The 14,255-nt window shown below is 42.1% G+C and carries 13 protein-coding genes; 9 read left to right on the top strand and 4 right to left on the bottom strand.

Annotated features, from left to right (window positions below; genetic code table 11):
* Window positions 1-241: 241 nt before the first annotated feature.
* Window positions 242-844, top strand: coding sequence for a GTP cyclohydrolase II (gene ribA / locus C3420_RS01020; RefSeq protein ID WP_048881805.1), 603 nt, complete (start codon window positions 242-244; stop codon window positions 842-844).
* A 66-nt stretch (window positions 845-910) separates the two neighbouring features.
* Here ribA and hemN read toward each other — a convergent pair whose 3' ends face one another.
* The gene (gene hemN, locus C3420_RS01015; protein WP_103799828.1) at window positions 911-2,284 is read right to left on the bottom strand and encodes an oxygen-independent coproporphyrinogen III oxidase; all 1,374 of its coding nucleotides are present in this window, start codon (window positions 2,282-2,284) and stop codon (window positions 911-913) included.
* 238 nt (window positions 2,285-2,522) lie between these two features.
* On the opposite strand from hemN, the gene hemF reads away from it, so the two are divergent.
* The 5 genes from hemF to C3420_RS00990 all read left to right on the top strand — a co-directional run bounded on the left by hemF (window position 2,523) and on the right by C3420_RS00990 (window position 7,617).
* Entirely contained in the window at window positions 2,523-3,467 is a 945-nt protein-coding gene (gene hemF / locus C3420_RS01010; protein WP_103799827.1) for an oxygen-dependent coproporphyrinogen oxidase, read from the top strand.
* Window positions 3,468-3,749: 282 nt separating this feature from the next.
* Window positions 3,750-3,956 carry a hypothetical protein gene (locus C3420_RS01005; RefSeq protein WP_004809869.1) on the top strand — a complete coding sequence of 69 codons (207 nt, stop codon included), beginning with the start codon at window positions 3,750-3,752 and terminating at the stop codon, window positions 3,954-3,956.
* 91 nt (window positions 3,957-4,047) lie between these two features.
* Window positions 4,048-4,836 carry a shikimate dehydrogenase gene (gene aroE, locus C3420_RS01000; protein ID WP_008303037.1) on the top strand — a complete coding sequence of 263 codons (789 nt, stop codon included), beginning with the start codon at window positions 4,048-4,050 and terminating at the stop codon, window positions 4,834-4,836.
* Between the two features lie 391 nt (window positions 4,837-5,227).
* Window positions 5,228-7,051 carry an acyl-CoA dehydrogenase C-terminal domain-containing protein gene (locus tag C3420_RS00995; RefSeq protein WP_103799826.1) on the top strand — a complete coding sequence of 608 codons (1,824 nt, stop codon included), beginning with the start codon at window positions 5,228-5,230 and terminating at the stop codon, window positions 7,049-7,051.
* Window positions 7,052-7,407: 356 nt separating this feature from the next.
* Window positions 7,408-7,617, top strand: a complete 210-nt coding sequence (locus C3420_RS00990) for a cold-shock protein (protein WP_004786992.1) — start codon at window positions 7,408-7,410, stop codon at window positions 7,615-7,617.
* Window positions 7,618-8,008: 391 nt separating this feature from the next.
* Here the strand turns inward: C3420_RS00990 and C3420_RS00985 are convergent, their stop codons facing one another.
* Both C3420_RS00985 and hemW read right to left on the bottom strand, forming a co-directional pair.
* Window positions 8,009-8,920 (bottom strand): HNH endonuclease, encoded by a 912-nt coding sequence (locus tag C3420_RS00985; RefSeq protein WP_103799825.1) that lies wholly within the window; start codon window positions 8,918-8,920, stop codon window positions 8,009-8,011.
* Between the two features lie 119 nt (window positions 8,921-9,039).
* Complete coding sequence (gene hemW, locus C3420_RS00980; RefSeq protein WP_103799824.1) at window positions 9,040-10,194, bottom strand: radical SAM family heme chaperone HemW; 1,155 nt, start codon at window positions 10,192-10,194, stop codon at window positions 9,040-9,042.
* A 124-nt stretch (window positions 10,195-10,318) separates the two neighbouring features.
* On the opposite strand from hemW, the gene C3420_RS00975 reads away from it, so the two are divergent.
* Both C3420_RS00975 and C3420_RS00970 read left to right on the top strand, forming a co-directional pair.
* Window positions 10,319-10,777 (top strand): DMT family transporter, encoded by a 459-nt coding sequence (locus C3420_RS00975; RefSeq protein WP_004809881.1) that lies wholly within the window; start codon window positions 10,319-10,321, stop codon window positions 10,775-10,777.
* A 40-nt stretch (window positions 10,778-10,817) separates the two neighbouring features.
* Window positions 10,818-12,176, top strand: coding sequence for an MATE family efflux transporter (locus tag C3420_RS00970; RefSeq protein ID WP_048881796.1), 1,359 nt, complete (start codon window positions 10,818-10,820; stop codon window positions 12,174-12,176).
* Between the two features lie 237 nt (window positions 12,177-12,413).
* Here the strand turns inward: C3420_RS00970 and C3420_RS00965 are convergent, their stop codons facing one another.
* Window positions 12,414-12,623 carry a DUF1737 domain-containing protein gene (locus tag C3420_RS00965; protein WP_004809883.1) on the bottom strand — a complete coding sequence of 70 codons (210 nt, stop codon included), beginning with the start codon at window positions 12,621-12,623 and terminating at the stop codon, window positions 12,414-12,416.
* A gap of 255 nt (window positions 12,624-12,878) precedes the next feature.
* On the opposite strand from C3420_RS00965, the gene C3420_RS00955 reads away from it, so the two are divergent.
* The gene (locus tag C3420_RS00955) at window positions 12,879-14,177 is read left to right on the top strand and encodes an ABC1 kinase family protein (protein ID WP_048881795.1); all 1,299 of its coding nucleotides are present in this window, start codon (window positions 12,879-12,881) and stop codon (window positions 14,175-14,177) included.
* The last annotated feature ends 78 nt before the right edge of the window (window positions 14,178-14,255 follow it).

Raw genomic sequence — 14,255 nt, 5'->3', positions numbered from 1 at the left:
AGTCGAATTGTAGCAGCTTCAATTGACTAAAGCTGTTAACGGCGCAATATTAAACAATGATCTTGATCAGGGTAAAATTTGCAGAATACGATTATCCTGAATAATCTTACTGTTTATCAACTATTATCGTTCGCTTTATACAAAAAAGAAAATGTTCTCCAGAAATTCCTCTATGCAACCCTACTAATGTCCAATCATTACGCTATACTTTGAGCAATTTCAGGATTTAACGGGTTCAGCTGTGCCTATCGAGTTTGTCGCAACATCAAGATTACCTACCGCTCATGGTGAATTTAAAATTACTGTTTTTCAAGACCCTAAGACTGGCGAAGAACATGTCGCGTTATCTAAAGGACTGGAAGAATCGAGTGATGAACCCGTGCTGGTACGTGTACATTCTGAGTGTTTGACGGGGGATGCTTTTGCCTCACTGAAATGTGATTGTGGACCGCAACTTCAGGCGACACAAAAGCTGATTAATGAAGTCGGTCGTGGTGTGATTCTATACTTGCGTCAGGAAGGCCGCGGGATTGGTTTAACCAATAAAATCCGAGCCTATGCCCTACAGGATCAAGGTCATGACACCGTAGATGCCAACCTGATGCTAAACTTGCCAGCCGATGCACGCCAATACGATATGTGTAGCATCATGCTGGATCATTTAGGTGTAAAAGCAGTACGCTTGATTACCAATAACCCTACAAAAATCAATGCACTTAAAGATTTGGGTATTAATGTGGTAGATCGTGTACCGCTGACGGTTGGTCTAAATCCATTTAATGAACAGTATCTTAAGACCAAGCATGAACGTATGGCGCATCTGTATCGGAAGGATGATTTTTAGCTTTCATACAAATCCTCCTCAACCCTCCTTTTGCTAAAGGAGGGTTGAGGAGGATTGAAGGGATTTCTAAATCGTCATCGAAAAAATCCGGTTCTCCGGCATTTTACGTTTTAATCTCAGGTCAAAAGCCATACAGATATTACGTACAAAAGGTTTCCCTTTCTCCAAAATTGTGACTGATGAGTCTACAATTTTAATCAACTGATCCTGTGACATTTCTTTGAGCTGTTTTAGTACTTCGTCAATTTCAGCAAATTGCATGTGCTCATCTGCCCAAGAAGTGGTGAAACTGCACATCAGATTCAGAATATGCTTACGGATGATTAAATCTTCCTGACTTAATACATGCCCTTTAACTACTGGAATCTCATTCTGTTCAAGACATTCATAATATTCTTCAATGGTTTTTACATTCTGGGCAAAGCTGTACCAGCTATCACTGATTGATGAAATCCCTAATCCGATCATGACTTGGGTTTTAGATGCGGTATAACCCATAAAGTTACGGTGCAAAGAACTCTCCTTAAAAGCCTGATACAGGCTGTCACTTTCTAGCGCAAAATGATCCATGCCAATTTCATGGTAACCATGTGCCAGCAGTTTCTTCTTACCTTCTTCATAGCACTGACGCTTGATTTCATCTTTTGGCACATCGGCATCTTTAAAACCGCGCTGGCCATTACCCTTGATCCATGGCACATGGGCATAGCTATATAAGGCTAAACGGTCCGGCATTAAGGTATTGGTTTGGCCAATGGTAGTCAGGACATCATCCAGGCTCTGGAATGGCAGACCAAAGACCAGATCATGCGAAATCGAGGTATAACCTATTTCACGCGCCCATTCGGTGACCTGTTTGACATTTTCATAAGGCTGGATGCGGTGAATGGCTTTCTGCACAGTTTCATTATAATCCTGCACGCCATAGCTGACCCGGCGAAAACCTAAGTCATACAAGCCTTGCAAATGTTCATAAGTGGTATTGTTCGGATGACCTTCAAAACTGAATTCATGCTCAGACGCTATTTCGGCCTTAACCAAGATACCTTTAATCAGTTGAGTTAAGTGCTCAATCGAGAAAAAAGTCGGTGTACCACCACCAAGATGGATTTCCTTGATCATTGGCTTTTCTTCCAATAATTCACAGTACAGATCCCATTCCTTCAGCACCGCCTGAATATAGGGTTGCTCAACTTCATGCCGTTTGGTGACACGTTTATGGCATCCACAGAAAGTGCACAGGCTTTCACAAAAGGGCAGATGGATATATAGACTGATGCCTTCTTTCTGATTCGATTCAGCAAAAGAGCGCTTTAAAGTCTGTTTCCACTGTTTCAGAGAAAAGTACTGTTCTTCCCAATACGGTACAGTTGGATAACTAGTATAGCGTGGACCTGGGAGATTGTATTTTTGAATGAGGGAAGTAGCCTGAACCGACATAATATCCACCTATGACCATCGAAAATTCACCCAAGCATGGGCCATCTAAAGCTATTGTGTGGGGCTCGAAAAAAGAATTCAACCTAGCATCTCGGTCGGATTTAATACGCTACCTTGCTTTAATTTACTGTGAACACAAAGTCTTTTTAGATCATCAGTATCGGCAAATACATCTTAATTTTTATGCCATTTTATGCTTTGATGTAGAAAGTCTTTCTTTCTCCCCATGAGGGCTTTGATGCAGCATCCAACTTCTGCGGATATTCAACGCGTACGCGAATTCCTCCTCGACTTACAGGCACGCATCTGTGCGGCTCTCGAACAACAAGAACGTGCTGGTGGTGGCTCAGCTGAGTTTATCATTGATGACTGGGAGCGACCTGAAGGTGGTGGTGGCCGTTCACGTGTGCTGCAAAATGGGACAGTGATTGAAAAAGGCGGGGTAATGTTCTCGCACATCAATATTTCTAAACTACCGGCTTCAGCCACTGAACGTCATCCACAAATTGCCGGGGCTAAGGCACAGGCGATGGGTGTCTCACTGGTGATCCATCCCAAAAATCCAAATGTGCCGACCTCACATGCCAATGTGCGCCTATTTGTTGCTGAAAAAGAAGGCCAGGATCCGATCTGGTGGTTTGGCGGTGGTTTTGACCTGACACCGTTCTATCCGAATGATGAAGATGTGCTTTCATGGCATCAGACGGCGCATGATCTGTGTGCGCCATTTGGCGAAGAAGTTTATGCACAGCATAAAAAATGGTGTGATGATTATTTCTACTTAAAGCACCGTGATGAACAGCGTGGTGTCGGTGGCCTGTTCTTTGATGACCTGAACCAATGGGATTTTGAAACCTGTTTTAAATACATGCAGGCGATGGGTAAGGGTTACTTGGATGCCATCATTCCGATTTTCCAGCGCAATCAGGACAAACCTTATAGCGAAGCACAGCGTGAGTTTCAACTGTATCGTCGTGGCCGTTATGTTGAATATAATCTAGTGTATGACCGTGGCACTTTGTTTGGCTTACAGACCGGTGGCCGGATCGAGTCCATTCTAGTGAGTCTGCCCCCACTCACTGGCTGGTCTTATCGTCCGGAATGGGCCGAAGGTTCACCAGAGAAACAACTCACCGATTATTATCTAAAGCCACGAGATTGGCTAAAAGAGTTAAAGAAGTAAGTGTACGCTTAACCAAAATGCTCTCAGTTTGAGGGCATTTTTTATAAAACTGTTCCAATTATTTTTTGCTTACAGTACCTCTAATTTTTTTCTCCTGAAAACTTCATGCAATTAATTCGTTCCCAAATTTACAAAACTAATTCTTCAAGACTATTAATTTGAACGAAAAATTTTCCTATAAACATTTAGAAACTTTTCTTTATATAAATAAGCAGAAATGTCCTCACTTCGTCACAAGCTCTGCTGTATAGTAAAATCTTAAAAAATATTGGGTAAAAATATATGCAGCTACGACATTTCAAAAGTCATGTGCTGATGATGTGGGTATTTCTGGCCGTTACAGTCAGTGCAATTACCACAACATTCTTAACCAAGGATCTTATCTTGGACAGTCTGGCAATCAGTGTCAGCATTATTATGATTATCGGTATTATCTTAAGTGGTGCCCTGCTTCTGACTGAACGCATTATTAAAACCTGTAATTCCTAAAATAAGCCCCTAGAATTAGACCTTTCAATACTTTAGTCCCTACCTGTTTTCACGTATATTGTTGAGCATTTCAGCACATGGACACTGTGAAATGAGCAAACAATTTGCTGTTGTTGGCAACCCGATTGAACAATCACGTTCTCCAGAATTGCATCATGCATTTGCCGCTAAAACCGGTATTGATCTCACCTATAGTAAACGTCTGGCTCCGCTGGATGGCTTTGAAGCCAATATTCAGGACTTCTTTGCCCAAGGCGGTATCGGCATGAATGTCACGGTTCCGTTTAAAGAACAAGCTTATGCACAGTGTCAGGTGCTGACTGAACGCGCTCGTATTGCCGGTGCAGTAAATACACTATGGATGGAAAATGGCGTCCTGCATGGTGATAATACCGATGGTCAAGGTCTGGTTGAAGCTATTCGTGCTTTAGACTGGAACCTGGAAAATACCGATATTCTGATTATTGGCGCTGGTGGTGCGACTCGTGGCGTGATCTATCCACTGGTACAGGCAGGTGTGAAGAAAATTGTCATTGCCAATCGTACCCTCACCCGTGCCGAACAGCTGATTGCGGATTTAAAAGATGCAGTACCACAAGCTGAACTGCAAGCGATTGCCTTGACTGATCTGGCGGGTGAGTTCGATCTTATTATCAATGCAACTTCTGCCAGCTTGAGTGGTGATGCCTTAATCCTGCCGGAAGCACTGCAGTTTAAACACGCATATGAAATGGCCTATGGCAAACCATCTACTTTTCTAGATCAAGCCCGTGCGCGTGGTGTTCCTAGCGCTGAAGGTTTTGGCATGCTGGTCGGTCAAGCGATTGAATCTTTCGCGATCTGGAATGGGGTCAAGCCACAGCTCAAAGATTTCCTTTAAGCCCGTTTAAGCTTTTAATATGATTCAAGAGTCTCTACGGAGGCTCTTTTGATTTTCCGACAGAAGGCAATATACAGAGCAATAAGTGGATTTAATGACAGCACTTCTGTTTATTTTCGAACAATAACATTTGTGTACAATTCACCCAAAAAATCACCTAGACAAACAGAATAATTATCTATTAAAGTCGTTTCATATAAGTCTTTTTTATTTTTCAGCTATTTATTATTAGCCCATATCTTTAACCTGAATCACCCTAATTTTCCTATCTCCTCGATTCGCCTTTCTGACATTTTTATTTGCTTGCCTTATCAATGTATTTTTAGCCGCAATGTGAATAATCAAAGAATCGATACAGATAATCCAAAACTATTAATCAGGATTAAAACGCATGCCAGCATATAAAGCCCCGTTACGTGACATTCGCTTCCTTATGAATGAAGTGCTTGATTACCCTGCACATTACCAGACACTATCAAATGGTGAATATGCCGATGCTGAAACCGTGGACATGATTCTGGAAGGTGCAGCAGATTTCTGTGAAAATGTACTGTCTCCATTGAATCAAAGTGGTGATCTGGAAGGCTGTCATTTTGAAAATGGTGAAGTCACTACGCCTAAAGGCTTCAAGGAAGCATACGAACAGTTCGTACAAGGCGGCTGGCAAGGTCTTTCTTATCCTGAAGAATTTGGCGGTCAAAACCTTCCACAATCTTTGAATCTGGTTAAGTCTGAAATGATGGGCACTGCAAACTGGTCCTTCCAGATGTATCCAGGTTTAAGTATCGGCTGTATCAATACCATTATTCAATTTGGTTCAGATGAGCAAAAAAATCTTTACCTGCCTCACCTGGTAGCAGGTACATGGTCTGGTACCATGTGTTTGACTGAGCCGCAATGTGGTACCGACCTGGGCCAGGTAAAAACCAAAGCTGAGCCAAATGCAGATGGCACGTATGCCATTTCAGGTACCAAGATCTTCATCTCGGCGGGTGAACATGATCTGACTGAAAATATCATTCATATTGTACTTGCACGCCTGCCAGATGCACCTGCGGGCACTAAAGGTATTTCCTTGTTCATCGTACCGAAATTCATTCCGGCAGCTGATGGCGGCATTGGTGAACGCAATCCGGTTACTTGTGGTTCGATTGAACACAAAATGGGAATCCGTGCATCTGCAACAGCTGTACTGAACTTTGACAATGCGGTTGGTTACCTGATTGGTGAAAAGAATAAAGGTCTGCATGCAATGTTTACCTTTATGAATACGGCACGTATCGGTACCGCGATTCAGGGGATCTGTCATGCAGAGCTGTCTTTCCAAGGAGCCCTGCCTTATGCCAAAGAGCGTATGTCAATGCGTGCCCTTTCTGGCAAGAAAGATCCAGAAAAAGTAGCTGATGCCATCATTCACCATGCTGATGTTCGCCGTATGTTATTAACACAAAAAGCAATTGCTGAAGGCGGTCGTGCAATGATTTATCATGCAGCACAAATTGCAGACAAAATGAATGATGCTCTGGTTCGTGGAGATACAGCAGCTTTCGAGGCGCATGATGATCACTTAGGTTTCTATACCCCTATTCTGAAAGGTTTCCTGACTGAACTGGGCTATGAAGCAGCCAATCACGGTATGCAAGTCTTTGGTGGTCATGGCTATATCAAAGAATGGGGCATGGAACAAATCGTACGTGACTCGCGTATCTCTACTCTTTATGAAGGTACAACAGGTGTACAGGCACTAGATCTGATTGGCCGTAAAGTGCTGTTAACTTCTAAAGGCAAAGTGATTCGTGATTACACGGCAGAAATCCTGAAATTCTGTGGCCAGCATGCACGTAACAAATACATGCGTCGTTTTGCTTGGGACTTAACCAAACTTTGCGCACAATGGAATGCATTAACGGTTCGTATCATGCTGGCTGCACGTAAGGACCGTGATATCGTTTCTTCTGCATCTGTAGATTTCCTGATGTTCTCGGGTTATGTGATGATGGCTTACTTCTGGGCACAGCAGGCGGCCGTTGCATCGGCCAAGCTGGCATCGAATGATGGCGCAGAAACCCCAGAATTCTACAAAGCGAAAATCAAAGTGGCAGATTTCTACTTTGAACGCTTATTGCCACGTACCCAAGGTCATGCCGAAGCGATGGTCAACCCATCTAAAACGATGACTTCACTGGCATCTGAGCACTTCAGTTTCGATTACTAAGTTTTCGCTGACATTGAAAGTCAAATAACAAAAAGAGCGCTACGGCGCTCTTTTTGTTAAAGCATATTAAGTCCTTGATTTTTTAATTCTGTATAATTTTTCTACAATTTTATTTTGAGTGATATCAACTGCATAAAAAATAATAGTGATATACAGCTTGAATATCTCTGAATTCAGGGTATGATGGTTGCAACTAGAAAAATTCTTGTTTTGGTTAGTCTTCTTTAAGTATCGCAGTTTTAGTCATAAACCTCCGTTTTTATAGATCAAAAGCTCCATCCAGTCTATTTTTCCAAGTTACATCTTAGTCATCCCATAGATTGACTATAAATCAATAAAACTCAATAGGTTATATTATGTCTAATACAGTTACTGGTACAGTAAAGTGGTTCAACGAAACTAAAGGTTTTGGCTTCATTCAACAAGACAACGGTCCAGACGTTTTCGCTCACTTCAGCGAAATCCAAGGTTCAGGTTTCAAAACTTTAGCTGAAGGCCAAAAGGTTTCTTTCAGCGTTGCTCAAGGTCAAAAAGGCCCTACAGCGACTAACATCACTGCAATCTAATCGTTGCTAAGATGAAAAAAAGCACTCATTAGAGTGCTTTTTTTGTGCCATAAATAAATACACACTTATCTTAGATACATTAATTAAGGTCTTGCTTTTCTCTAGTCCCTAGTCTTTCAATTCAAAATACTCTGTCTAATTTCTTCATCTGCATACAATCATGTAAAAAATTACACTAAGTCATAATCATCGCAACAGCCCATATTACAAAATATCGCCTAGGCCTCGTTAATAACGAATAACTTGAAGGCAAAGTTGAAATAGAAGAAAAGCCCTAGGTAATCCATCGGGCTTTTTTATTTTTAAAAAATCAAAATGATATCAAAGGTTAATCTATTGCTTACTTTAACTTGAAACTGATATCGGCACTGTGATTATCTAAAAATACATGCTACCGATGCCAAGCTAAAAAGTTTTGATCGGGTTGATAGCTCTTTGGCACCTGTAATCTGTGCCCCTGATACTGTTTTAAATAGGTGTATAAGGACTGGTCGTGTAGTGCTTTATTCGCAATACAAACTTTAAACTTTTCATCAATAGTCATAAAACCAGTATCAAAAGCTTTATCTAATAGAGAAGACAAGCAAATTCCATTCCGTGGGTTAGTTCGTTGCGCATAATTTTCTGACCAAGGAATGATATGTGAAGCTACTAGAAAATCTTTGGTTTTGATCCCTGAAATTGCACATTGATATTGATAATTGAGCTTTACTTTTAAAGCAAATTCTCTTTGTTCAACGCCTCGGATTTTGACATGGGCACGCTTATCTTCAACAAAATAATCAGCAACTTCTTGCTCTACACTAGTTTGGGATGCATTGAATTCATAATTATTACCTTGCACCCCAATATTCAGCAATCGCCAAAAATCATCAGCATGGATTTCATTCATACCATATTGCTGGAAAAAATATTCCCAAGTTGAGCCACGGGTCTTAAAGCTCCACTGAAAATTTTCCAAATCGGATTGCAGGATGGGATTTTCAAAGGCAATGCCTTGTTCAATAGTGGCATAGACTGGCTTTTGACGAACTTTATCGGGCCCAGATGCATTCGCAACTTCAATCATCTGACCAATGCGGCCAGCACCGTAAATATAGAATTGGTTTTTTATTTCTGAAGCTTTTTGTGGTCGACGGTAGAGAAAGAAATCACCTGGACGCACTTTATTAAATTTTGCCTTGTCCCAATGATATTCCTCAAAATCCAAGTCACCATACACCAGATGATCACTCTTACTATCCAAAATAAAAAAGCGTGCATCGCCTAATTCTACTTTGTAGAAATCTAATAAAGAACTCACCCGCCCCTCGCAATATTGTTATGTTATTCAAATGACTTAATATTTGAATAATCACAAAATTATTGAGAAATTAATAGAGGTAGATGGAATTAAACTTTATTGAATAGAAATCCACAGGCTTATAAAAACTCTTCCAGTACTGAGTTTAAAAATACATGCCCCTGCTCGGTACAAGCCAAACGTTCTGGATCCTCAACCATGAGTTTACGTTGACGCAGTGAAGTCAATAATTCATTCAGACCCTCCAGACTGAGGCCTGTACGCTCTGCATACAACTTTGCTGTTACACCATTATTTAAACGCAAGGCATTCATCATAAATTCAAACGGCATATCTTCAGCTTCAATCCGTTTAAACTGCAAATGTTCTGCTGGTACTTTGGCTAAATAATCTTTCGGCAAACGGGTTTTCTGGAAACGATAGACCCCATCAGCTTGTGTGACTTTCCCATGCGCCCCTGCCCCAATCGACAAATAATCGCCAAACTGCCAGTAATTCAGGTTATGTGCTGACGGTAACTCTTTACGCCAAGCCGAGACTTCATAGTTGATAAAGCCCTGAGCTTTTAAATAAGCCTCACCCTGTTCCTGAATATCTTCCAAGACCTCATCCATAGGTAAAATAGGCTGCGTACGGAAAAATACCGTATTGGGTTCAATAGTGAGCTGATACCAGGAAATATGAGTCGCTCCATTTTCCACAGCTAATTTCAAGTCATTTAAAGCCTGTTCTAAAGTCTGTTCTGGTAATCCATGCATCAGATCAATATTAATGCGCTCAAAACCTGCCTCTTTCGCATGCGCAATTGCCGAGATCGCATCTTCATTGCTATGAATACGCCCCAGCTTTTTCAAATGCTCAGTATTAAAGCTTTGTACACCGATCGAAAGACGGTTAATACCCGCTGCCAGATAACCGGCAAATGGATCATGCTCTACTGTGCCCGGATTGGCTTCCAAGGTGATTTCACAACCTTCTTCAAAAGGAAGCAGTGCTTTTAATTGACTAAATAACCACTGATAACCTTGAGCAGAAATCAGGGATGGTGTACCCCCACCAATAAATACACTATGAATCTGACGTCCGTGTGCAAAGTCAAGCTGAGTTTTAAAGTCCTCGACCAAGGCATGCAAATATTCCTGCTCAAGATCCAGAGACAGCTTGCCATCTGGTACCGCATGCGAATTAAAATCACAATATGGACATTTACGCACACACCATGGCATATGAATATACAGGGACAAGGGAATAGCGGCAGGATTTAAATCAGTCAAGGACAGTGCTCAGAACATCAGATGAATTTTGTTGTATTTTAGCATGACAAAAGTACCCTGCTTATGAATTCTCATCCGCTTTACAGTAGACTCAGTTTAACTTAACAAAAACAAGACCCTGAGAATGAAAATATCTTCCGAGATCCTGCTGTTTATCCCTTTGGCAATGGCAATTGGTATTGGCTTAAGTTTTCAGACCGGTATCAATACCCAGCTACGGGAATATTTATATTCTCCCTTACAAGCTGCCCTTTTCTCCTTTCTGATTGGTACAATATTGCTTGCTGTGTTGGTATTTTTTCAGCAGGTGGATAAACCGAGCCTCAGTACATTTACGCAATTGCCCTGGTACTTATGGCTAGGCGGTGTCATCGGTGTCTATGCAATTAGCATGAGCATCTATAGTGCGCCTAAGCTTGGGCTACTGACTTTGTCTGCATTGGTGATTTTTGGACAGCTGGTCTCTTCCATGATCATTGATCATTTTGGCTGGTTCGACAGTGAAAAAATACAACTCAACTGGCAACGTCTTCTGGGTGGCGTGGTGATTTTTATTGGTGTGCTTCTCACTTTACAACGCTAAACCTTCTATCTAAGCACATGATGAAAGATGAGTATTTTTTGTGTCGAATGTTTCGTCAGCCACAACCCTAAGCTTTGAATTAAAACGACTGTTCACCTTAATGTTGCCCATTTTGATCACCCAGTTTTCCCAAGCTGGTCTTGGTCTGATTGATACCATTATGGCAGGGCATCTGTCTGCAACTGATCTGGCAGCCATTGCAGTCGGGGTCGGGTTATGGATTCCGGTGATGTTATTATTTAGTGGCATCATGATTGCTACTACTCCTTTAGTGGCTGAAGCTTACGGTGCTCGCACTCCCGAGAAAATTTCAACGATTGCCCGTCAATCCCTTTGGGTGGCTTTAGTACTTGGGGTGATCGCAGGGCTAGTTTTGCAGATTTTACCTCTAACCCTACCTTTGCTAGGTGTACCGGAAAGCCTGCAGCCTAAGGCCGGCCTGTTCCTGCATGCCATTGGTTTTGGTATGCCAGCGGTGACCATGTATGCAGCACTGCGTGGCTATTCCGAGGCAATCGGTTATCCACGCCCAGTCACTGCAATCAGTCTATTGGCTCTGCTGGCATTAATACCACTCAACTTTATTTTCATGTATGGTTTCGGTCCAATTCCTGCATTGGGCAGCGCTGGTTGTGGTTTTGCTACAGCGATTCTGCAATGGCTGATGCTGATTACGCTTGCGATTTATATTTTAAAAAATAAGTCCTATCAGGCAACCCAACCCTTCACTCACTGGGAAAAAATTAATACTTACTGGCTCAAGCGTATTCTCAAGTTAGGCTTACCGATTGGTCTGGCAATTTTCTTTGAAGTGAGCATTTTCAGTACGGCAGCGATTGTCCTTAGTCCACTCGGTGAAACCATTGTCGCGGCACATCAAATTGCGATCTCGATTACATCGCAGCTATTTATGATTCCAATGTCTTTAGCGATTGCTTTGACGATCCGTGTTGGAACCTATTATGGCGAGAAAAACTGGGTCGCGATGCGTCAGGTGCAATGGCTGGGTTTAGCCACTGCTACTGTACTTGCCGTATTAACCATGCTGCTGCTGTGGTTCTTTAAGCATGAGATTGTGGCGCTCTACACCTCAGAAATGCAGGTCTCCCAGATCGCAGTGTATCTGGTACTATTTGCAATTGCCTATCAGCTGATGGATGCTTGGCAGATCAGTGCGGCAGGTTGCTTACGTGGTATGCAAGATACCAAAGGCCCGATGTGGATCACCATGATTGCCTATTGGGTGATTGCCTTCCCGGTCGGTGTCTATCTGTCCAGATTTACGGATATGAGTGCGGCCGGTGTCTGGGTGGGGCTGATTGTCGGCCTGAGTGTGGCCTGTGTGCTACTGCTGATGCGCCTTTATGGCAACAATAAACGTTTAATTCAGCAGGCTTAAAAGAATTAAAAAGGATGAATTTTCAATCCTATATTCAATTAACTCTCCAACGACATGGATGTCGCCGTTGATCAGTCATCTTGCGCAACGCTTTAAAGCAGTGCTTAAAGCGTGCTTAGGATAAAGCATCAGATTAATAAAAGGGTTTTATTACTTTTGCCGCTGCGAAAGTAAAAACCACCTACACAATAAGATAAAAATGCGAATGAAACATTGAGGGCATGATCATTCAGAACTCTAGTTCGCTTCTAAAGCTGCTTTTAAACCCTGTGGAATCTCAGACTCATCTGCTACTTCTTTAATGACGACCTGGCCCACAATCACTTCTGTTCCATTAAAAGTCATGGTTGGTGAACCATACAGTTCATAGCCTTCATTTAATGCCTTGGTGACACGGGCACAAAAATGCACATCATCCTTACCGGTAAAATAACGATAAACTTTCATGGAATAGTCTTAGCTTAAATCATGCTGACTATTCTAATCTCATCAATGCATAAAAACTCAGAATTAATGGTGAACCCAATCACTCTAAATAATGAATCAAAGCGGTATTGGCACAGTTTTTGGAAGATTCTTGAAGAAATTGTAAAGTATGAGATTGGGCTGGCAACACAACCTCTACAATTAGTTATAGGCATTTACGCCTTTGTCGCCTATGATCAAAGACAGCATTAAAAAGATGATTTTGAGGAATTCCGCATGGCAAAAACGGCTAGCACACCCGGTCGTCGCTTTATGAAACTTGCCGGTATGACAGCAAGTATCGCCAGCAAAACATTATCAAATTCTATTAAAAATTTAACTGCCGACGAAGAGCAGAAAAATGCAGCGCGCAGCAAACTTTTTCAGGATATTGGTGTACAGATTGCCGATACCCTTGGAGAAATGAAAGGCGCAGTGATGAAAGTCGGTCAGATCGCTTCTCAATATAAAGATATTTTTCCGCCTGAAGTCGCACGTGCCATTTCCAAGTTGCAACGTCAGGCGCCAGCCATGCCGTTTAATGTGATTAAAGCACAGGTTGAAAAAGAGCTTGGCAAACCGCTGGAGCAGATTTTCCAGGATTTTGAACCTAAACCTTTTGCGGCTGCCTCGATTGGTCAGGTGCATAAAGCCACCTTGCCGAATGGTCAGCAAGTCGTGGTGAAAGTGCAATATCCGGGTGTAGAAGAAGCTTGTGAAAGCGACCTAAAACAGGTCCGTCTGGCGTTACGTCTGATGGGGGTATTGAAAATTGACCGTAAACTGCAAGATCAGCTGTTTAAGGAAATTCAGCACAGTCTGGACGATGAGCTGAACTATGAAATCGAAGCACAAAATTTAGAGGTTGCTCGTGCTTTCCACGAAACACTGGATAGCAAGATTGTAATTCCACAAGTCTATCCGGATTATTCGTCACGGCATATTCTGACTTTAAGTCTGGAACATGGTGAAAGCATTGAAACTGCCAGTACTTGGCCGGTGGAAATCCGTAATGATCTGGGCCGTCGCCTGTTCCGTGCCATTGGCCAGGAAATTTTCTATCTGCGTCGTTTCCACTGTGACCCGCATCCGGGTAACTTCGCCTTCCGTGAAGATGGCACAGTGATTATTTACGATTTCGGTGGTGTAAAAACTTTATCTACTGAAGTGATTGGTCATTTTAGAGAGTTAGTACATGCAGCTCGGGAACAGAATATTCCGATGATCGAGCAGCAGCTAGACTCGCTTAAGTCACTTACAGAACTTGGAAAATTCCCTCAGGAACTGTATGAACAGTGGCTGGAAGTACTGTTACGCCCACTAAATGGCTATTATGATTTTGAGGAAAACTCGGCGCACCATGACGGTATAGAGCTGATCAAGCCATCCTTGAAATATTGGGACGTATTTAAACCTTCTCCAGATACGTTGATGGTAAACCGGACCATTTCAGGACAATACTGGAACCTGATTCATTTAAAAGTTAAAGATGATCTCAGTGATGTATTTGAGGAGCTGGTACCGAAACGTGCCTAAGCTTTAACAAGAGTTACACCTGGATACACATCGTTACCCGGCTTATATTGAAAATAATATTGTTATATTATAACATAA

Origin of the sequence: Acinetobacter sp. ACNIH3, assembly GCF_002918965.1 — a bacterium.
Classification (GTDB): Bacteria; Pseudomonadota; Gammaproteobacteria; order Pseudomonadales; family Moraxellaceae; genus Acinetobacter; species Acinetobacter schindleri.
The sequence above is the reverse complement of the archived record's forward strand: the minus strand, read 5'-3'. Positions and strand labels throughout refer to the sequence as shown.

What these genes read in the sequence shown, in the direction of transcription:
- hemN (WP_103799828.1), bottom strand. Translation starts at nt 2,284, where the DNA reads ATGTCGGTTCAGGCTACTTCCCTCATTCAAAAATACAATCTCCCAGGT.
- hemF (WP_103799827.1), top strand. Translation starts at nt 2,523, where the DNA reads ATGCAGCATCCAACTTCTGCGGATATTCAACGCGTACGCGAATTCCTC.
- C3420_RS00975 (WP_004809881.1), top strand. Translation starts at nt 10,319, where the DNA reads ATGAAAATATCTTCCGAGATCCTGCTGTTTATCCCTTTGGCAATGGCA.
- C3420_RS00965 (WP_004809883.1), bottom strand. Translation starts at nt 12,623, where the DNA reads ATGAAAGTTTATCGTTATTTTACCGGTAAGGATGATGTGCATTTTTGT.
- aroE (WP_008303037.1), top strand. Translation starts at nt 4,048, where the DNA reads ATGAGCAAACAATTTGCTGTTGTTGGCAACCCGATTGAACAATCACGT.
- C3420_RS01005 (WP_004809869.1), top strand. Translation starts at nt 3,750, where the DNA reads ATGCAGCTACGACATTTCAAAAGTCATGTGCTGATGATGTGGGTATTT.
- C3420_RS00995 (WP_103799826.1), top strand. Translation starts at nt 5,228, where the DNA reads ATGCCAGCATATAAAGCCCCGTTACGTGACATTCGCTTCCTTATGAAT.
- C3420_RS00955 (WP_048881795.1), top strand. Translation starts at nt 12,879, where the DNA reads ATGGCAAAAACGGCTAGCACACCCGGTCGTCGCTTTATGAAACTTGCC.
- C3420_RS00990 (WP_004786992.1), top strand. Translation starts at nt 7,408, where the DNA reads ATGTCTAATACAGTTACTGGTACAGTAAAGTGGTTCAACGAAACTAAA.